The 19,402-nt window shown below is 74.2% G+C and carries 14 protein-coding genes; 8 read left to right on the forward strand and 6 right to left on the reverse strand.

Annotation, left to right across the window (positions count from 1 at the left end; genetic code table 11):
• Positions 1-6 precede the first annotated feature (6 nt).
• The 4 genes from ACGFNF_RS05690 to htpG form a co-directional block, all read right to left on the reverse strand.
• Positions 7-2,406, reverse strand: coding sequence for a nitrate- and nitrite sensing domain-containing protein (locus ACGFNF_RS05690; RefSeq protein ID WP_393166010.1), 2,400 nt, complete (start codon positions 2,404-2,406; stop codon positions 7-9).
• A 253-nt stretch (positions 2,407-2,659) separates the two neighbouring features.
• Positions 2,660-3,133 (reverse strand): helix-turn-helix transcriptional regulator, encoded by a 474-nt coding sequence (locus tag ACGFNF_RS05695; protein ID WP_393166012.1) that lies wholly within the window; start codon positions 3,131-3,133, stop codon positions 2,660-2,662.
• Between the two features lie 266 nt (positions 3,134-3,399).
• Positions 3,400-4,671, reverse strand: a complete 1,272-nt coding sequence (locus ACGFNF_RS05700) for a cytochrome P450 (protein WP_393166014.1) — start codon at positions 4,669-4,671, stop codon at positions 3,400-3,402.
• A gap of 604 nt (positions 4,672-5,275) precedes the next feature.
• A complete protein-coding gene (htpG, locus tag ACGFNF_RS05705; RefSeq protein WP_393166016.1) occupies positions 5,276-7,189 on the reverse strand; it encodes a molecular chaperone HtpG in 1,914 nt (637 codons plus the stop codon).
• 205 nt (positions 7,190-7,394) lie between these two features.
• Here htpG and ACGFNF_RS05710 point away from each other — a divergent pair, with 205 nt between their 5' ends.
• From ACGFNF_RS05710 to ACGFNF_RS05725, 4 genes are all read left to right on the forward strand, one after another.
• A complete protein-coding gene (locus ACGFNF_RS05710) occupies positions 7,395-7,754 on the forward strand; it encodes a hypothetical protein (RefSeq protein WP_393166018.1) in 360 nt (119 codons plus the stop codon).
• Positions 7,741-8,769, forward strand: a complete 1,029-nt coding sequence (locus ACGFNF_RS05715) for a hypothetical protein (protein ID WP_393166020.1) — start codon at positions 7,741-7,743, stop codon at positions 8,767-8,769. The genes ACGFNF_RS05710 and ACGFNF_RS05715 overlap by 14 nt, the downstream gene beginning before the upstream one ends.
• 174 nt (positions 8,770-8,943) lie before the next feature.
• Positions 8,944-11,781, forward strand: a complete 2,838-nt coding sequence (locus ACGFNF_RS05720; RefSeq protein ID WP_393166022.1) for an ATP-binding protein — start codon at positions 8,944-8,946, stop codon at positions 11,779-11,781.
• A gap of 841 nt (positions 11,782-12,622) precedes the next feature.
• Complete coding sequence (locus ACGFNF_RS05725) at positions 12,623-13,273, forward strand: C39 family peptidase (RefSeq protein WP_393166024.1); 651 nt, start codon at positions 12,623-12,625, stop codon at positions 13,271-13,273.
• 158 nt (positions 13,274-13,431) lie between these two features.
• On the opposite strand, the gene ACGFNF_RS05730 is transcribed toward ACGFNF_RS05725, so the two are convergent.
• Entirely contained in the window at positions 13,432-14,121 is a 690-nt protein-coding gene (locus ACGFNF_RS05730) for a hypothetical protein (RefSeq protein WP_393166026.1), read from the reverse strand.
• A 138-nt stretch (positions 14,122-14,259) separates the two neighbouring features.
• A complete protein-coding gene (locus tag ACGFNF_RS05735; RefSeq protein WP_393166028.1) occupies positions 14,260-15,510 on the reverse strand; it encodes a snapalysin family zinc-dependent metalloprotease in 1,251 nt (416 codons plus the stop codon).
• A gap of 226 nt (positions 15,511-15,736) precedes the next feature.
• Here ACGFNF_RS05735 and ACGFNF_RS05740 point away from each other — a divergent pair, with 226 nt between their 5' ends.
• The 4 genes from ACGFNF_RS05740 (at position 15,737) to ACGFNF_RS05755 (ending at position 19,392) form a co-directional block, all read left to right on the forward strand.
• Positions 15,737-16,315 (forward strand): hypothetical protein, encoded by a 579-nt coding sequence (locus tag ACGFNF_RS05740; RefSeq protein WP_357579036.1) that lies wholly within the window; start codon positions 15,737-15,739, stop codon positions 16,313-16,315.
• Positions 16,316-16,410: 95 nt separating this feature from the next.
• On the forward strand, positions 16,411-17,091 hold the full coding sequence (locus ACGFNF_RS05745) for a response regulator transcription factor (RefSeq protein WP_357579035.1): 681 nt from the start codon (positions 16,411-16,413) through the stop codon (positions 17,089-17,091).
• A gap of 13 nt (positions 17,092-17,104) precedes the next feature.
• Positions 17,105-18,508 carry an ATP-binding protein gene (locus tag ACGFNF_RS05750; RefSeq protein ID WP_357579034.1) on the forward strand — a complete coding sequence of 468 codons (1,404 nt, stop codon included), beginning with the start codon at positions 17,105-17,107 and terminating at the stop codon, positions 18,506-18,508.
• Entirely contained in the window at positions 18,505-19,392 is an 888-nt protein-coding gene (locus ACGFNF_RS05755) for a Gmad2 immunoglobulin-like domain-containing protein (RefSeq protein WP_393166030.1), read from the forward strand. Before ACGFNF_RS05750 ends, ACGFNF_RS05755 begins: the two co-directional genes overlap by 4 nt.
• The last annotated feature ends 10 nt before the right edge of the window (positions 19,393-19,402 follow it).

A 19,402-nucleotide genomic window follows, 5' to 3' on the forward strand; every position in this document is an offset into this window, starting at 1 on the left:
GTCGGGTCAGTTGGTGATCAGGTTGGTCCGGCGGCCCGCGACGCCCCGCGCGTACGCGGCCATCGCGGTGGCCACCTGGGTCGGGTCGCGGTGCGCGGCGCGCTGCTGCGGCACGGCGACGCCGCCCGGGACGAGGTGCTGTCGCGGCTGACGCCGTGGCAGGCCGGACGTGGTGGTGGCGACGACCTCGGGCGCGTCGGCCCGGGCGGCGGTCCGCCAGGCCTCGTCGGCGGGGCTGGCCCACGGCCCCGCGTTCGTGGCGTCGTCGTGGCCGGCCTGGAACCAGTGGTTGACCTCCTCGAAGATGACGAGTTCCTGGGTGGGCTCGTCACCTGCTCCGGCCGGCGCCGGTGCGGGCCGGAACACCGGCGCCACCGGCAGCGCCCGCTCGGGCGCCGGCCCGCCCGTCCACGGCTGCGCCGGGCCCCCGGCCCACGGCTGCGGGGCCGTGGCGTACGCCGGCGGCGCGAGGGTGGCCCGCGCCGCGCGCCGCGACGGCCTGCCGGGCGTGAGCAGGAACTCCTCCGGAGGCAGCGGTCGGATGATCGCCCCCGGGAACGCCGCCTCGGCGATGGTGCCGCGCCGGGGGCCCGGACGGAGCTGGACGGCCGCGCCCAGCCGGGCGGCGAGCTGTCCCACCACGACCAGCCCCATCGCCCGTACGGCCGCGACGTCGATGGCGGGCGGGCGGGCCAGCAGGTCGTTGAGCTGTTGCCGACGCTGCGGGGACAGCCCCACGCCCTCGTCGCTGACCTGGACGATGACCCGGTCGCCGAGGCTGCGGGCGGTCACCCACGCCTCGGTGCCCGGCGCGGAGTAGCCGGTGGCGTTGTCCATCAGCTCGGCCAGCAGGTGCACGACCTCGTCGACGGCGTCGGCCGCGACGGCGACGTCGCCGTCGACGATGCCGAGGCGGATCCTGGCGTAGTGCTCGATCTGGCTCTGCGCGGCCTGGAGCACCTGTTGCAGGGGTACGTCGTGCTGGCGTACCCGCCCGACCCCCACCCCGCCCAGCACCAGCAGGCTGGCGTTGATCCGTCCCATCCGGGTGGCCAGGTTGTCCAGCGTGTAGAGCTGGTCCAGCCGTTCGGGGTCGGTCTCGTCCCGTTCGACCTTGTCGACCTGCGCCAGCACCGCGTCGACCAGCCGCTGCTCCCGGCGACTGAGGTGGATGAAGATGTCGGCCGTGTTGGCCCGCATGACCGCCTGCTCGGCCGCCGTACGCACGGCCGCCCGGTGCACGGCCGCGAACGCCTCCCCCAGCTCGCCGATCTCGTCGCCGCGCGACGGCTCCAGGGCCTCCGCGGACTGCTGGCGGGCCAGCTCGTCCGGGTCGACCGACGAGCTGTCCGGTTGCTGGAGCCGGGCCACCACCTGCGGCAGCCGTTCGAAGGCGACGGCGTTCGCGGCGTCCCGCAGCCGGCGCAGGCGCCACGTGATCTGCCGGGCCACCGCCCAGGTGACCAGCGCGGTGAGCAGCAGGGCCACCGCCACGGCAGCCGCCTCGACGGCCGTGCGCCGCCGCTGGTCGGCGTGGGCGGACCGGATGTCGTCGAGCACCGCCGCGTCGACCCGTTGACGCAGCTCGGCCAGGCGGACGGACCACTGCTGGGTCGCGGCGACCCAGGCGCCGGGGTCCAGCCGCAACCGGCTTCCCGCCCGGGTCCTCGACACCTCGTCCTGCAGCCGTTGCAGCAGCAAGGCGTCCTGGCCGCTGCCCGCCTGCTCCCACCAGCCCCGCCAGGCGGGCCGGGCGAGGGCCAGGAAGGACAGGCTGGACTCGGTGAAGCCGGACCGGGCGGCGGTGATGTCCTGCTGCATGGCGGGGGTCAACTGGTCGGCCGCGACCGCGCGCAGGACGGCGACCTGCTGCTGGCCGGCCGCCTCGGCCGCCTTGGACAGCGCCGCCGAGGCCCGCATGCCGTCCGTGATCCGGGCGTTGACCGCGCCGAGGGTGACGCTCTCCCGGAGGCTGAGCAGGTCGGCGATCACGATCCGGTAGCTGAAGGTCATCGCCGACACCGAGGCGTGTGCCGCCGTACGCACCTGCGCGCGCAGCGGCGCCAGGCCCTCCAGCGCCAGGTCGATCCGCTGGAGCGCGGTCTGCCCGGCGGCGGGTCCGGGAGGCACAAGGGCCCGCTGCCGGCGGTAGCGGGCGACGGCGTCGTCGGTGCTCCCGGTGGCGTCCGCGAAGGCTTCCTGCTGCTCGGCCGCGCCCCGGCTGAGCAGGTCGGCGGCGACGACGCGCTCGCGTTGCAGCCGGTGGGCCAGGTCGCCCGCGTCGGCGCCGAGGTGCGCCAGGAGTCCGAGGTCGCTCGCGCGGGTCGTCTGGCGGACGCTCTCGGTCAGGGCGAGGCCGGCGAATCCCATCACGGCGACCAGCGGAGCCGCCACGATGAGGCGCATCCGGGTGCCGATCTTCCAGCCGCGGCGGCCGGTCGGGTAGGGTCGGGCCGCGTGGGACCTCGTGCTCGACGCCAAGACTGACTCCCGCGACTAATCCAAGACGGCCAATGCGCACCTTGCCGTTTGCACGTCTCATTCCGCCGGACCCAGCGCCCGCAGAGAAGACCTGACGGTGGTACAAACGGCCCGTACCGGCATCTGTACCCAGCGTCAGCAGCGCCCGTCCCGCCTCGCGACTCCGATCCCGCGCAGGTCAGGAGCGCCCGGGCCGGCCGCCTGACGGGCGCGGCGGGAGGTCGGCCTCCGGCGGCCCGCCGAGCACCTGGCCGATCAGCTCCCGCAGTTCGTCGATCGCCGCCACGACCGCCTCCGGGTCGCGCGCGTCCCGCCGCGCGGCCGGCGGCGCGGGGGCCGGGGCGGGCCCTGCCACCGTTCCGAACCGGGGGCCACGGCGGCCGTCCGCCGCCAACTGCTCCGCCGCGACCTGCGGCCACAGCGCCGCCAGGCAACCGCCGGTGCCGAGCACCTCGTCGCAGCGGACGGCGAACTCGTGACTGCCGTACCGGCGACCGGACTCGACCGCGGCGACCGTCTCGCGGCTGAACCGCACCCGCTCCGCGAGCGCCCGCTGGGTCAGCCCCTGACGGGTGCGCCAGGTGCGCAGTTCGGAGCGGAACCGGTGGATGGCACCGGAGCGCTGGGCGCTCGACGGGGGCGTGCGATCCATGTGTTCACCTTCACGACGCCGACCGGCCGGCATCGGCATCGGGCGTCAGTAGACATTGGGCGATGAATGGGCATTCGCAGGGGACAATTCTTAACCCATCGGTCGACGGGTGTGAAGACGTGACTTCGGAGCGTAGTCGCCTGCCGGGGGCCGCCGGCCGGGTCGCGGCGACCCCACGGGTCCGCGCGCAGCCGGTCGGGCGCCGCACGGCACGGTCCGACGCACCCGCCCGCAGAACAGGACCGGTGCCGCCACGAGACGGCTGGTCACCCGGCGACGGGCGCCGCCGGAGCACCGGACGGCACCGTCGTGTCGAGGACCACCGGCAGGCTGCGGTGCGCGCGGAAGGCGATGTTGACCTTGTACGAGCGGCGATGGCCGGGGGCCAGGCGCAGTCCGGGAACCGCTCGGCAGAGCCGGGTCAGCGCCATTTCCGCCTCCAGCCGGGCCAGCGCCGCGCCGATACAGAAGTGCGGCCCGTGCCCGAACGAGAGGTGCCCGTCCGCGTCGGACCGGTGCGGATCGAATTGTTCCGGCCGGGCGAACACCGCCGGATCCCGGTTGGCGGCGCCGATCAGCAGCAGGCAGCGCGCACCCGCCGGAATGGTGACGCCGTCCAGGGTGACGGGTCGGCGGGTCACCCGCAGCCAGCCGTCGATGGCGGGCGCGAAACGCAGCGTCTCGGTCAGGAACGCGGGTATCCGGCGCGGGTCCTCGCCGAGCTCCCGCCACCGGCCCGGGCCCGACAGCGCCTGGTCGAGCGCGTGGGCGAGCAGCCCGGCCGTGGTCTCGTGCCCGGCGACCAGGAGGTTGAACACGATGCTCGACACCTCGGCCACCGTGAGCACCTCGTCGTCGCCGTCGCGGTACGCCAGCAGCTGGCTGACGTAGTCGTCGCCGTGCCGGCCACCGCCGAGTCGGGCGGCGACCAACCGCTCGCAGTAGCGCCAGAACTCCCACAGGTCCCGGGCCAGCCGGACCTGCTCGGCTGGGTCCGGCTGCCCCCAGAGCAACGCGATCTGGCCGTCCCCCCAGGCCCTGACCCGCCCGACGTCCTCCTCCGGTACGCCGAGGATGTCGAGCAGGACCAGCAGGGGCAGCTCGGTGGTGAACTCGCCGACGAGGTCCGCCCGCCCGTCGGCGCGGCCGACGAGCCGGGACACCAGTTCGTCGACCCGGCGCTCGACGATCGCGCCGTACCGGCGCTCGACGCGCTCGGCGGTGTTGGCGAAGGTCGCCCGCAGGGCCCGGCGGGTCCGGGGGTGCACCGGGGGGTCCGCGGCGGCGGTGGTGGGCGGCGCGTCGATGCGGGCGATGAACTCCATCGCCTCGGGGCAGACGTCGTAGATCGGGGCGAGGGTGAGGGCGTTGCCGAAGGCCTCCCCGTCACCCAGCGCGCGGCGCACGTCGGCGTGCCGGGTGATCAGCCACAGCCCCAGCTCCGGGTCGTGGCGCACCCCCTCAGGCTCGTCGAGGAGCCGCCGCCACACCTGCGCCGGATCGGTCAGATACGCCCCCGCGAACGGATCCAATCGCATGACCGCTTCCTCGAGCGCCATGGCCACGAACGGAATTGCCAAACGACTCCCGGGGCTCCGGTTACCGCCGCACGCTTCACGGTGCGCCAATTCCGGGAGCAAGTCAATATCGGCGTTCTTCAATGCGGCGGTACGCAATTTCCACGCCTTCGGCCACGCGCGCACCACGTCGCCCTGCAAGTTGCGGAATGTTCCTTGCCCGCTGGTCGCGACGTTGAACACGGTAGACGACGCAGCGGCCGGCAGCCGGGCGCTGCGTCGCGACACGGCCCCGCGTGTCCCGCGCGGCCGGGCAGAAAGGCGGTGTGGATCGACCGGGGATCGGGCCGCGAAAGGCCGGCGTTCGTACGCGCACCGGAAACACGATTCACGACACGTTCCGTGAACGGCCGACCGATTGTTTTCCCGGCAGGGGCGGCGGCAGATTCCGGTGGACGGCTCGGGGCCCTGCGGGCGACGCGACGCGGGCGGCGGGTGGGGTCGTCGAACAGGCCGACGCGCGGGGCGGCCCGTCCCGGCGGTCCGGGGGACGGCCCGGTGTGCGCGAGTCGACCGGTCACGGGCCGGCCGGCGGCACCCCGCGCCGGCCGGCCCGTGCGTGCCGCTAGAGGGTACGGGCGAGCCGGTCGGCGAGCATGCGGGTGAACCGGGACGGGTCGGCCAGTTCCCCGCCCTCGGCGAGCAGCGCCAGGCCGTGGAGCAGCTCGGCGGTCTCCTTCAGCGACTCCTCCGTGCCGCCCTGCTCGTGCGCCTTGCGCAGGCCGGTGACCAGCGGGTGCCCGGGGTTGAGCTCCAGGATCCGCTTCACGGTCGGCACCTCGTGCCCCATCGCCCGGTACATCTTCTCCAGCGTCGGGGTGATGTCGTGGGCGTCGCCGACGACGCAGGCGGGCGAGGTGGTCAGCCGGGAGGAGAGGCGGACCTCCTTGACGGAGTCGGCGAGGGTGGCGCCCATCCAGGTGAGCAGGTCGGCGAAGTCCTTGCGCTGCTGCTCGCGCTCGGCCTCGGCCTCCTTCTTCTCCTCCTCGGTGTCGAGATCCACCTGGCCCTTGGCGATGGAGCGCAGCGTCCGGCCGTCGTACTGGCCGACGCGCTCGATCCACACCTCGTCGACCGGGTCGGTGAGCAGCAGCACCTCGTAGCCCTTGGCGCGGAACGCCTCCATGTGCGGCGAGTTCTCGATCATCGTGCGCGAGTCGCCGGTGGCGTAGTAGATGTCGCTCTGCCCGTCCTTCATCCGGCCGACGTAGCCGGCGAGGTCGGTGGGCTCGGCCGGATCGTGGGTGGAGGCGACCGACAGGATCTCCAGGAGCGTGTCCCGGTTCTCCGTGTCGTCGATCAGGCCCTCCTTGACGGCGGCCCCGAACTCCGTCCAGAAGGTCCGGTAACGCTCGGCGTGGTTGGCCTTCATGTCCTTGACGGTGGACAGGATCTTCTTGACCAGCCGGCGGCGGACGACCTGGATCTGCCGGTCCTGCTGGAGGATCTCCCGGGAGATGTTCAGCGACAGGTCGTGCGCGTCCACGACCCCCTTGACGAAGCGCAGGTAGTTCGGCATGAGCGCTTCGCAGTCGTCCATGATGAAGACGCGCTTGACGTAGAGCTGCACGCCGCGGCGGCCCTGCGGAGCGAACAGGTCCAGCGGCGCGTGCGACGGGATGAACAGCAGGGCCTCGTACTCGAAGGTGCCCTCGCCCCGCATGTGCACGATGTCCAGCGGGTCCGCCCAGTCGTGGCTGACGTGCTTGTAGAACTCCTTGTACTCGGCCTCGTCGACCTCGTCGCGGGAGCGGGCCCAGAGCGCCTTCATCGAGTTGAGCGTCTGGGTCTCGGTGCTGGTCTCGTCGCCCTCGCCGGGGCGCTCGACGGTCATCCGGATCGGCCAGGCGATGAAGTCCGAGTAGCGCTTGACGATCTCCCGGATCGTCCAGTCGGCGGTGTAGTCGTGCAGGTTGTCCTCGTCGTCGGCCGGCTTGAGGTGCAGGGTCACCGACGTGCCCTGCGGCGCCTCCTCGACCGACTCGACGGAGTACGTGCCCTCACCGGCCGACTCCCACCGGGTGCCGCCGCTCTCCCCCGCCCGGCGGGTCACCAGCTCCACCCGGTCGGCGACCATGAACGCCGCGTAGAAGCCCACGCCGAACTGGCCGATCAGCTCCTGCCGCGCCCCGGCGTCGGAGGATTCGCGCAGCTTGCGCAGCAGCTCGGCGGTCCCGGACTTGGCGATCGTGCCGATCACCTGCACGACCTCGTCACGGGACATGCCGATGCCGTTGTCCCGGACGGTCAGCGTGCGCGCCGCCTTGTCGACCTCGATCTCGATGTGCAGGTCGGAGGTGTCGGCCTCCAACTCCTTGTCGACCATCGACGCCAGGCGCAGCTTGTCCAGCGCGTCCGAGGCGTTCGAGATCAGTTCACGCAGGAAGACGTCCTTGTTCGAATAGATCGAGTGGACCATCAGCTGGAGCAGCTGACGCGCCTCGGCCTGGAACTCCAACGTCTCGGCCCGGTTGCTCACACCGTGTCCTTTCATCCTCGAAAGCCCACCGAAGGTTCGCGGAAAGGATACGAGCCGTCGCCGACGGCGAGACGACGGGACCGCGGAACGCCGGCTGGCGTCGCGTTGCCCCCGCGCCCTACCGTCACAGGTGGCGTCGACGTGGCCGCCGCAGAAGCCGAGGGCTGGTGCGACCGCCGCGGCGGGCGGTCAGTACGGTAGGGATGTGTCTCTATGGATGGCCGCGATGTGGGGACTGGTCGGCAGCGCGGTGGCCGAGGCGCTGAACCTCTCCGGGATGATGCGCCCGACCAGCGAGTCCGGGGGCCGGTGGCATTGGCCGTGGCGCGACCGGCGGGACGCCCCGATCGTCGTGTTCGCGGTGCTGCTCAGGACCGTGGCCGGCACCGGCCTCGCCGCCGCGGCCGGGGCGGGTGGCCTGGCCACCACGGCCTTCGCCAGCTTCACCTTCGGGGTCGCGGCGCCACTGGTGATCGCCAAGATGTTCGACCAGGTCCGGGTGACGGACCGACCGGCCGACAGCGGCCGGGACGGCACGAGCGGCGAGCACGATGACGCCGCGTGAGGACCTGCTGGGCAGGTTCGTCGCCGCGCTGGCCGCCCGCCCGGCCACCACCGCCACGGCCGTTCCCGTACCGGCCCGGACGCGGCTCGCCGCCGCGCTGGCCGCACGGCCGGTCGCCGCCCGCAGCACCGGCCCGCTTCCTGACCCCGACGCCGAGGACGGCGACGGCGGGAAGCTGACCCACCGGGTCAGGGCCGTGCTCGCCGGCCTCCTCGGCGTCACCACGGACCAGTTGCGCGTCGACGCCGACGGCGACGTCGGCATCCGCGCCGGCTCGGCCATGATCTTCGTACGGGCGCAGGACGACCCGCCGCTGGTCGACGTGTTCTCTCCGCTGCTCACCGGCGTCGAGGAGACCGAGTCCCTGTACCGGCGGCTCTCCGACCTCACCAACGGGCTCGTGGTCGGGCGCGTCTACTGCACCGGCGACACGGTCTGGGCGTCCATCCCCGTCTTCGGGCAGGACTTCGCGCCCACCCACCTGCTGCTGGCCCTGCGGGCCATGATCGCGCTCGCCGACGACCTCGACGACCAGCTCCGGCGGGAGTTCGGCGGCAGCCGCTTCTTCGGCCCGGAGTCGGCCGGGCTGGTGGCGGTGCCCGACCCGACCGGCTACCTGCGCGATCTCGACCGGGCCGGCGCGAACGGGGCGGGCAGCGTCCTGGTCGACCTGCTGGCGGACCGGGGGCGGACGGAGGAGCTGCGGATCCGTGCCGAACACGGCGACTGGCACGCCGCCGCCCGGCTCGCCGCGCTGCTCGCCGGGGAGGGCCGCACCGACGAGGCCGAACGGTACTGGCGGATCGCCGCCGAGCAGGGCGATCCGCGCGCCCGCGACGAGCTGGCCGCGCTGCTGGCCGCCCGGGGCCGGCACGCCGAGGCGGTCGGCCTGCTGCGGCAGGCGGTCGACGGCGGCGACTGGCGGCACCTGCCGCTGCTGCTGACGCTGCTCACCGAAGGCGGCCTGGTCGACGAGGCGGTCGAGCTGCTGCGCCGCCGGGCGGCCGAGGGCTGACCCCGCCCGCCCCGATCTGGTCGGTCGAGGTGTGGAGATGCGCAGGCCTGGGTACAGACACGCGCTGGGGTGCCGGCGGACGTGCAGCTGAAGCTGGGTGCCAGGATGTGCGGGTAACACCAGCAAGGGTCGTCGGGGCCCGGAAGTGAGGGCTGCGATGAGGTGCGACCGAGGGTGACACGGCCCACGGGGGACCTGTTCGCCGACGGCGGTGGGACCGGGCGGCTGATGGCGCGCCTCGACTGGGCCGCCACCCCGCTCGGCCCGGTCGACGGCTGGCCGCAGAGCCTGCGCGCCGCCGTCCGGATGGTTCTCTCCTCCCGCTACCCGATGCTGCTGCTGTGGGGGGACCGCTTCACCCAGCTGTACAACGACGCGTACTCCGCTCTGATCGGCGACAAACACCCCGACGCGCTCGGCGGCGACGTGCGGGTCACCCTGGCCGAGGGCTGGGACGTGCTGGGCCCCCTGATCGACGAGGCGATGGCGACCGGGGTCGCCAGCTGGGTGCCGGCCCTGCAACTGCTGCTCGACCGCGCCGGCTACCGCGAGGAGGCGTACTTCAGCGTCTCGCACGCTCCCGCCCGCGACGACGAGGGACGCACGGTGGGGGTGCTCACCGTGTGCAGCGAGGTCACCGAGCAGGTCGTCGGTGAGCGCCGGCTGCGCCTGCTGCGCGACCTGTCCGTCGGCGGCGACGGGCGGACCGTCGACGTGGAGAGCACCTGCGCCCGGCTCGCCGAGGCCATCGGCGGGCACCCGCTGGACGTCCCCTTCGCCGCGATCTACCTGCGCGAGGACGCGCTGCTGCGCCGCGCCGCCCACGTCGGCGGGGAGCCCGTGGCCTCGGCCCTGCCCGCCACGCTGCCGGCAGGCGAGGAGCACGAGTGGGGGCTGGCGGCCGCCGCCGGCGGCACGACGACCGACGTGGCCGGCGTCGAGCGGCGGCTCGCCCTGCCCGCCGGGCCGTGGGGCGACCCGGTCGGCACCGCCCGCGCCCTGCCACTGCCGTCCGCCGAGGCGGGCCAGCCCCTCGGGGTGCTGCTGCTCGGGGTCAGCCCGAGCCGAGGGCTGGACGAGGCGTACCGGTCGTTCCACGCGCTGCTGGCCCAGCAGGTGGCCGTCGCCGTACGCAACGCGCAGGCGTACGAGGAGGAGCGCCGGCGGGCCGAGGCGCTCGCCGAGCTGGACCGGGTCAAGACCGGCTTCTTCACCAACGTCAGCCACGAGTTCCGGACCCCGCTGACGCTGATGCTCGGCCCGCTGGCCGACGCCCTCAACGACAACGAGCATCCCCTGCCGGCGACGCAGCGGGAACGGGTCGACACCGCCTGGCGCAACGCCACCCGGCTGCTCACCCTCGTCAACAGCCTGCTCACCTTCTCCAGCCTGGAGGCCGGGCAGGCACACAGCCAGGCTCGCGAGGTCGACCTGGCCGGGCTCACCACCGAACTGGCGAGCGTTTTCCGGGCAGCCGTCGAACGCGCCGGGCTGCGCCTGGAGGTCGACTGCCCGCCGCTGCCCCGCGCGGTCTCCGTCGACCCGGTCAACTGGGAACGCATCGTCACCAACCTGCTGTCGAACGCGCTGAAGTACACCTTCGTCGGCCGGATCCGGGTCGGGCTGACCGCCGACGACGACGAGGTACGGCTCACCGTCGCCGACACGGGCATCGGTATCGCCGAGGAGGATCTGCCCCGGCTCTTCGAACGCTTCCACCGGGTGCAGGGCACCCGGTCGCGCAGCCACGAGGGCACCGGCATCGGGCTCGCCCTGGTCCGCGAGCTGGCCCGTCTCGAAGGCGGCGACGTGCGGGTGGAGAGCCGGATCGGGACGGGAACGACGTTCACCGTGGCGCTGCCCTGGTCCGCCGCGGGGCGGCGCGCCGGGCCGGCCGCGGACCTGGCCGGGGCCGGGGACGCCGCCCGGGCCGCCGTCCAGGAGGCGGTCGGCTGGCTGGCCGACCCGGCGCAGGCGGGGACCTCCGCGCCGGCCGGGCCGCCGGTGCCGGCGTACGGTGCCGCGGACGCGCTGCGGCACGTGCGGATCCTCGTCGCCGACGACAACGCCGACATGCGCGCGTACCTGGCCCGGTTGCTGGGCGAGCAGGGCTGGCGGGTCGAGACGGTCGGCGACGGCCGGCAGGCCCTGGAGGCGATCCGCCGGGAACAGCCCGACCTGCTGCTCACCGACGTGATGATGCCCGGGATCGACGGCTTCGAGCTGGTCCGTCGGCTGCGTGGGCAGGCCGGCACCCGCACGCTGCCGGTGGTGGTGCTCTCGGCGCGCGCCGGCGGCGACGCCAGCGTGGAGGGGCTCGACCTGGGCGCGGACGACTACGTCGTCAAGCCCTTCGCCGCCGCCGAGTTGATCGCCCGGGTCCGGGCCGCCCTGCACGGCGCCCGCACCCGGCGGGACCACCAGGACGACACGGGTGGCCCCGGCGACACGGCACGCGGGGCGGACGGCCCCGCCCCGGCCAGGGCACCGGCCTCGGGTGACGGTCCCGTGGACGTGGCTGGCGGTCCGGTGAGCGGCCCGCCTGCCGCGCCGGGCCCCGAACCGTCGGTCGGCGGGAACGGGGAGTACGTCTACAACGGGGGCCGGCGGCCGGCTCCCGAGCAGCCGGCCGCGCTGGACACGGGCTGGACGTACCCCTCCCAACCCACCTCCGCCGCCGCGATGCGCCGGGACGTGCGGGCCTCGCTGGAGAACCTGGACGTCGATCCGGACACCATGGCCGACCTCCTGCTGGCCGCCTCCGAGGCGGTCAACAACGCCGTCGAGCACGCCCAACGCCCCACCCGCCCCGAGGTGCGGGTGCGACTGCGGGTGGCCGATGGCACGGTTCGGATCTCGGTGCGCGACTTCGGCACCTGGCGGGACCGTCGTCCGGCCATGGACCGGGGGCGGGGTGCCACGCTGATGAACGCGTACGGCGACGTGCGACTGGTCTCCACCGCCGAAGGCACCACCGTCACCATCGAACGCCGCCTGCCGCCCACCGCCTGACCCCGCCACGGGCGGGACCTCTCGCGTCGCCGATCCTGGTTGGGCTCGAATGCGTCCGCGGACAGGTGGTCACCTCCGCACGCGAGGTCGCACCTCCCGCCGGCCACTAACCGATCTTGGAAGGAACGGGCCCCGCGAGGGGCCCGACTCTGCCAAGGTCTCCGCAGCCGCCGATGAGGCGTCCGCGCGGGGCGTCCGGTTCACGCCCCGCGTCCGGATGGGGCTCCGTCGCAGGGTGCGCAAACGGGACATACGCCACATGTGGCCGACACGGTGACGGCAGGGTGGCCGGCCGGAGGCGCACCGAGGGCAGGGACGCCGGTGGCCCCGGACGGGGCGGTGGTGGTGGACGTCACGGGTCGGGTGGGCATGGGCCGGAGTGCCGGGTCGTTGTCACCATCGGCCGCGTGACCAGGCCCGTCCGCCGGCCGGTGGTCGGCGGAATGCGGGCCGGGCCGGCGTGGTTACATCACCGGACCACCGAGTACCTCCGCCTCACCCCGGGCACCGGGCCGCCGGAATGACCGGCCGCCCACGGTGGTTACATCACCGGACCACCGAGTACCTCCGCCTGACCCGGGCGCCAGGCCGCCGGAATGACCGGCCGCCCACGGTGGTTACATCCCCGGGGCCACCGAGCGGGCGACCGCCGCACCCGGACGGGCCCGCGAGACGGTGGAATGTGTGGCCGGCCCGACCGGTTGCATCCCCCGGGACGAGCCCGGCCGGCCCCGCCGGACGCAGGCCCCCGAAACAATCTCGACCTTTCCCTCAGCCCGCGACGCCACCCGTTCCCCCGGTGGTGTGTGTCGCGTACCCCCGATCGAAAGGTGCTGCCATCATGCGTACCGACATCCTGCGTAAGACCGCCCTGACCGCTGCCGGGCTCGCCTTCACCGGCGGCGCCATCGCCGGCCCCGTCACCACCGCCCTCGCCGCCCCCACCACCCCCGTGTCGGCCACGGTCACCCAGGACCGCAAGGGCGGCGAGCGCGAGCTGGGCGTGCGCTACGAGGCACAGCCCAACTTCTACTACTGCGGCCCCGCCGCCGCCCGCAACGCCCTCAGCGTGCAGGGCAAGAACATCGACGTCGACGGCATGGCCCAGCGCATGGGCACCACCGAGGCCGGCACCAACTCCATCAACGACATCACTCCGGTGCTGAACAAGGAGACCGGTAAGGACGCCTACCAGTCGGTGGAGATCCCCGGCGCGAAGGCCGACGACAAGCAGACCGACAAGCTACGCGGCGACATCGTCACCGCCATCGACGAAGGCCACGCCGTGGTCGCCAACATCGCCGGTACCGCCACCGACACCGACGGCACCACCCACTCCTTCGAAGGCGGGCACTACATCAGCGTCGTCGGCTACCGCGACAACGGCAACACCGTGACGATCGCTGATTCCGCGGACCCGAACCAGGCCTCCTACCGGATGAGCGTCGACAACCTCGCCGACTGGATCGCCACCCGCGGCTACACCGCCTGACCCACAGCGACACCCACCACCCAGCAACACGCACCACCCAGCGACAAGGGCCGGCCCCCACGAGGGGCCGGCCCTTTCGTCGATGCCATGCCGAGGGCTCGCCCGCCCCTGCCCGGTCGCGCCCAGCGTGGTGTCCACCGTCGCCACCCGTACCCGGCTCAGGACCGGCGGTTGCGCTCCTGGCTGAGCCGCTCGTCGAGCCGGCCGAGTTCGTAGATCGCGTTCAGTTCCGTCGGCAGGTGGGTCACGTTGTCGGCCACGGGCTCGTCGTCCGGCTCGGGGGCGAGGGCCGGCTCGGGGGCGAGGGCCGGGGTCGGCGGGTTGGCCGGGCCGGTCGCCGCGGCGGCGGGCCGGCGCCGCCGGTGCAGGACGAACAGCACGGGCACCGCCAGGACGCCCAGCACCAGGCCGTAGACCAGCCACCGGTCCGCTCCCCCCTCGCCCTCGCGCGGCGGGGCCGCGACCGTCGAGGGAGCGTCGGAGGCGGCGCCCTGACCGGGCGGGACCGGCGCCTCGGCCCCCCGCTCGGCGGGTTGCCCGGCGGGCCGGTCGCCGGCGGGTGCGGGCGCGGACGCACCCCCGGGGCTGGACGCGGGCGCGGACCGGCCCGGGGGTGCCGGGACAGCCGGCGCGGCCGACGGGCCGGCCGGGGACGGGGCGGGCGGCGCCGAGCTGGACGGCACGGGCGTCGGGGAGGTCCCCGGGGTGGCCCGGCCGCCTCCCTTGAGCAGGTCGTCGACGACCCGCCCGACGCCGCCGAGCAGGTCACCGACCGGCCCGCCGGAGGCCGTCGGCGTCGGCGCGGGAGCGAGCGCCAGGGTCAGGGCGAGCGCGGCCACGACACGCATGGTTCACCTCGAGAGGGGGTCGATGTGCCAGGCACCGTACCGCACTCCGGGTGGTCGCCGCGTGACGCCCCGGCCATACGACCGGGGCGACGACGCTACGGGGGACGCCGCACGCGGCGTCCCCCGTACCGGGGTGGGTCAGGCCGGCAGGCCGCCGACCTGGGTGTTGATCCAGGACCGGATGGACGGCAGGTCCACGTAGATGGACGGGCCGGTGGCGCAGGTGGAGTTGTTGTTGCCGGCCCGGCTGGTGGCGCCGATCAGGGCCCACGCCCCGTTGATCCGGCGCACCTGGGGGCCGCCCGAGTCGCCGTAGCAGGCGCCCGCGTTGCCGTTGGTGTTGTTGGTGCAGATCTCGTACGGGCCGTTGATGCCGAGGCAGCGGCTGTCCGCCACGATCGAGGTGTCCAGCTCGTTCGCGATGGTCGGGGCGCTGCCGCAGCCCCGGGGAGCACAGGTCTGGCCCCAGCCGATGATGCGGGTGGCGGTGCCGACCGCGCCGGAGGTGGTCGGGATCGGCGCCGGGGCGTAGCTGACCGAGCTGCCCAGCTGGAGCAGCTTCACGTCGACGCTCGGGTGGTTGACCGCCCGGATCACGGAGACGACGGTGCCGCCGCTGGTGCGGTTGATGCTGCCGACCCGCACCGAGGAGGGCGTGCCGCAGTGCTTGGCGGTGACCGCCCAGTTGGCCTTGATCAGGGTGCCGGTGCAGCCGGAGACGTACACCATCCACGGGTAGTTCTCACTCGCCGGGCGCCCGTTGACCACCTGCGGCGAGATGTCGTCGCCGTCGTTCCACGTGAACGTGCCGGTCGGCGCCTCCGCCGCGGCGAGACCGCCGGCGAAGAGCTGGTTCACCCGGGACGCCTCGGCGGCGCTCGGGTAGGCGTTGGTGCAGGAGACCGGCGCGCTGCTGCCGGACATCAGGTCGGAGCAGAGCCCGGTACGCCGGTCGGGCAGGCCGAGGATGTGGCCGAGCTCGTGGGTGGCGATGCGGGTGCGGTTGTAGCCCTGGTTGACGGCGGTCCAGCCCATCCAGACCCGGCCCGCGCCGAGGCTGGTGACCTGCGCGCGCGGCCAGCCGCTGTCGACGTAGATGGTGACGTTGCCCGGCGTACGGGCGACCAGCTGGACGTTGCTGACCTGGCTGTTCCAGATGGCCGCGGCCTGGTCGAAGTTGGTGCGGAACTCGCCGGCCCGGCTCGCGTCGTAGTAGACGGTCCGGGCGGCGGACGCGCCCGTGTCGGCGGACGCGCTCGCGCTGGTGGCAACCTGCATTCCGGTTGCGGCCAGCACCGCCGCCAGCGCGGCGGTCGCCGCGTGCAGCAGTTGTCGTCGGAACATACACGCACTCCCTGGGTTGTCCGGCGGCGTGCCACCGCCGGTCATCGATGTACGTGAATGCTAGAGGGAGGACCGCCGATATGCGGCATAACGGAATCGTCATACCGGCGCTCCCGCCTGGCCCGCCTGCCCGCGATTCCCGTGCCGCCGCGTCTGTTACGCCTGCGTTACCGCACGGCGAAGCTGCTGCCGTCGAGCGGTTCCACCGTGGATCCCACGGCCCGGCCACGAGGCCGGACACCACGGAGGAACGAGATCACGGGAGAAGACCATGCGGATCAGAAGTGGACTCACGGCCCTGCTCGTGGTGCTCGCCGGGCTGGTGGCCGGCGCCGGCACCGGCACCGCGGCAACCACCACGGCGGCGGCGACCGAGGCGCCGTACTGCGGGATCACCTGGGGCAGCGCGCCGAAGTCGGCCGGCACGCCGAGCGACGCCCCGCTGGTCGACGTACGCGTCGGACGGCACGACTGCTTCGACCGGGTGGTGTTCGAGTTCGCCGGTCCGGTCAGCGGCTACACCGTCGGCTACGGCGAGACCTGGACCGAGGGCGAGGGCCTGGCGCTGTCCCCGTACACCGCCGGCGACGAGCTGCTGCGGGTCTCCCTGCGCGCCCCGGCGTACGACGATACACACGTCGGCACCGTGCCGTACCGGGTCGGCGAGCACGTCGCGAACCTGCTGCGCCACCCGACCCTGCGGGACGTGGTCTTCGGCGGCAGCTTCGAGGGCTACACGACCGTCGCGGTCGGTGTGCGGGCCCGCCTGCCGTTCCGGGTGACCGTGCTGGCCGGACCGGGCACGCACAGCCGGATCGTGCTCGACGTGGCGCACCAGTGGCAGCAGTGACCAACGCGGTGGCGGGGGTACCGGCGCCGGCCGGACCCCCGACACCGTCCGTTTCGCCAGGTCGACGCGGGTCGTCCCGGGGCTACCCTCGAATGGTGGAGGGCCGCGTGCTGGTCGTCGAGGACGATGCCTCCATCCGGGAGGTCACCGCCCTCGGGCTGCGCCGCGCCGGATTCCGGGTCGACACCGCGCGCGACGGGCGGGAGGGGCTCGCCGCCTGGCGCGCCCGGCCGCCCGACCTGATCGTCCTCGACGTCATGCTTCCCGGCCTCGACGGTTTCGAGGTCTGCCGGGAGATCCGCCGGAGCAGCGGCGTGCCGATCCTGATGCTGACCGCCCGCACCGACACCGTCGACGTCGTCGTCGGTCTCGAGTGCGGCGCCGACGACTACCTGCGCAAGCCGTTCGACCTACCCGAGCTGGTGGCCCGGGTCCGGTCCGTGCTGCGCCGGGCGAGCGACCCCGTCGTCACGACCGTCATCGAGGTCGGCGGGCTGGAGATAGACCCGGGCAGCTTCCTCGTCCGCAAGGACGGACGCGATCTCGCGCTGACCGCCACCGAGTTCCGCCTGCTGCTGGAACTCGCCCGCCGCCCCGGTCAGGTATTCACCCGCGAGCTGCTGCTGGACCGGGTGTGGCAGCACGGCTTCCTCGGCGACTCGCGGCTGGTCGACGTGGCGGTGCAGCGACTGCGCGCCAAGGTCGAGGACGACCCCGCCCACCCCCGGCTCGTACGGACCGTGCGCGGCGCCGGCTACAAGCTGTCGCCGAGCTGAGGGGGCGAACGCGATGGCCGGCCGCGCCGTCCCGCCAGGTCGCCTGCGACGCCGGCTGACCATCGCCTTCGTGCTCGTCGCCGGTGTCTCCGCCGGGCTGCTGGCCGGCGGGTCCTGGCTGCTGCTGCGCCAGGCCCGCTACGACGCCTCCCTGCATCAGGCCGCAGCCGACGCCCGCTATCGGCTCGTCCTGGCCGGACAGTTCCTGCCCCTGACCGACGAACGTCGCGGCGAGCTGCTGGCCAGCTTCGAGAGCAGCGGCCGGCACGTGGTGCTGGTCGACGGCGAGGAGCTGCCCTCCCACCGGGCGTACGCGCCGCCGCTGGGCGCTGGGCTGCGGGCCACTGTCGCGGCCGGACAGCTCGGCTACGAACGGTCGTCGCCGGGGGCTCGGCCCCGGCTGCTCGTGGTCGGCGGCCGTGTTCCGGGCTCGACGGCCGAGCTGTACGTCGTGACCCTTGAGGACGGCCTCGCCGCCGACCTGGACCAGCTGCGGACGGCGCTGCTGGCCGGCTGGCTGCTGGTGGTGCTGCTCGCCGCCGGGGTGGGGCACACGCTTGCCCGTCGCACGCTGGAGCCGGTCGGCCGGGCCAGTCTGGCAGCGCGCGCCCTCACGGAAGGACTGCTCCACACCCGTCTGCCGGTACGGGGACGCGACGAGTTCAGCGCCTGGTCCGCGGCGTTCAACGAGATGGCGGAGGCGCTGAAGTCGAAGATCGAGGCGTTGTCGGCGGCCCAGCTCCGGGAGCGGCGGTTCACCGCCGACGTGGCGCACGAGCTGCGTACCCCCGTGACCGCCCTGGTGGCCGCGGCGTCGCTGCTGCGCGAGCACGTCGACGAGTTGCCAGCCGACGCGCGGCGCGCGGCGGAGCTGCTGGTCACCGACGTGGTCCGGCTACGCCGGCTGGTCGAGGATCTGATGGAGATCTCTCGGTTGGACGCCGGGAGGGAACGGCTCGCCGTCGCCGCCGTCGACCCGGTCGCGCTGCTGCGGGCGATCGTCGCGGCGCGCGGCTGGTCGGACCGGGTGGTGGTCGCCGGCGCTCCGGTCCCACTGCGCACCGACCCGCGTCGGCTGGAGCGGGTGCTGGCGAACCTGATCGCCAACGCGGTCGAGCACGGCGCCGGCGAGATCCGGGCCACCGTGGCCGGCGACGGGCCGCTGGTCGTCTTCGAGGTCACCGACCAGGGCCCGGGCATCCCGGTCGAGCACCTGCCGCGCCTGTTCGACCGCTTCCACAAGGTCGACCCGGCCCGCTCCGGGCGGGGCAACGGCCTGGGCCTGGCCATCGCCCGGGACAACGCCCACCTGCTCGGCGGGCGGCTCGGCGTGCACAGCGAACCGGCGGTGCTCACCCGCTTCCGCCTGGACCTGCCGGCCGCGCCACGGCCGTCGGCACCGGACGACGCGGGATGAGACGACACACGGCGGTCGCCGCCCTGCTCGCCGCGGCGGTCCTGCCGGCCGGGTGCGCCGCGCCGCGGTCCGGCTCGCTCGGCCCCGCGCCCACCGCGCCGCCGCCGGCCACCACCGTCGCACCGGCGCCGCCGCCCACCACGGCGCCGCCGCGACCGCCGGCCGAGCCGATCCGATCCGCAGCGCCCGCGCCGACCACCGCCGCGCCGGCGCGCCCCCGGACGGTCACCGTCGAGCTGTGGTACGTCCGGGACGGGCGGATCACGCCCACCCGGCGCACCCGGCCGGCCACCGTGGCGACGTCCCGCCTGGCGCTGACCGAGCTGGCCGCTGGCCCGACGCCGGTGGAGGCCGCCACCGGGCTGACCACCCTGCTGGCCGGCGGCGAGGTCACCGGCATCGCCGACGGCGTGGCGACGGTCGCGCCCGCCCCGGCCGGCGGCGACGCCGTGGGGCGGCGGCTGCGCGAGGCGCAGGTGGTCTACACGCTCACCCAGTTCCCCACCGTGCGACGGGTGCGCCTCTCCGCCGATCCCCCGGTGGGCCGGAGTGACTACGCGGACCTGCTGCCGCCGATCGTGGTGGCCGGTCCGACCATCGGCGAACGCGTCACCAGCCCCGTGACCGTCACCGGCACCGCCGAGGTGTTCGAGGCGACCGTCACGGTGCGGGTGCTCGACGCCGCCGGCCATGCGGTGGCGACCACCTTCACCACGGCCACCTGCGGGACGGGCTGCCGGGGCGATTACCGGGTCGCCGTGACCTACCGGGTGCCCCGGGAGCAGGCCGGCGCGATCGAGGTGTACGAGGTCTCGGCGGACGACGGGACACGCACCCACGTCGTCACGGTGCCCGTCACGCTCACCTCCACCCTCCGGCGGTGAGCCCGGGCGT

The sequence above is a fragment of the Micromonospora sp. NPDC048868 genome (genome assembly GCF_043198195.1).
In the GTDB taxonomy this organism is placed as follows: domain Bacteria; phylum Actinomycetota; class Actinomycetes; order Mycobacteriales; family Micromonosporaceae; genus Micromonospora; species Micromonospora reichwaldensis.

Bases quoted from the DNA above. Each gene is read 5' to 3' on its own strand.
- ACGFNF_RS05690 (WP_393166010.1), bottom strand. From the start codon at position 2,406: ATGCGCCTCATCGTGGCGGCTCCGCTGGTCGCCGTGATGGGATTCGCC.
- ACGFNF_RS05695 (WP_393166012.1), bottom strand. From the start codon at position 3,133: ATGGATCGCACGCCCCCGTCGAGCGCCCAGCGCTCCGGTGCCATCCAC.
- ACGFNF_RS05700 (WP_393166014.1), bottom strand. From the start codon at position 4,671: ATGCGATTGGATCCGTTCGCGGGGGCGTATCTGACCGATCCGGCGCAG.
- ACGFNF_RS05715 (WP_393166020.1), top strand. From the start codon at position 7,741: ATGACGCCGCGTGAGGACCTGCTGGGCAGGTTCGTCGCCGCGCTGGCC.
- ACGFNF_RS05725 (WP_393166024.1), top strand. From the start codon at position 12,623: ATGCGTACCGACATCCTGCGTAAGACCGCCCTGACCGCTGCCGGGCTC.
- ACGFNF_RS05730 (WP_393166026.1), bottom strand. From the start codon at position 14,121: ATGCGTGTCGTGGCCGCGCTCGCCCTGACCCTGGCGCTCGCTCCCGCG.
- ACGFNF_RS05735 (WP_393166028.1), bottom strand. From the start codon at position 15,510: ATGACCGGCGGTGGCACGCCGCCGGACAACCCAGGGAGTGCGTGTATG.
- ACGFNF_RS05740 (WP_357579036.1), top strand. From the start codon at position 15,737: ATGCGGATCAGAAGTGGACTCACGGCCCTGCTCGTGGTGCTCGCCGGG.
- ACGFNF_RS05750 (WP_357579034.1), top strand. From the start codon at position 17,105: ATGGCCGGCCGCGCCGTCCCGCCAGGTCGCCTGCGACGCCGGCTGACC.
- ACGFNF_RS05755 (WP_393166030.1), top strand. From the start codon at position 18,505: ATGAGACGACACACGGCGGTCGCCGCCCTGCTCGCCGCGGCGGTCCTG.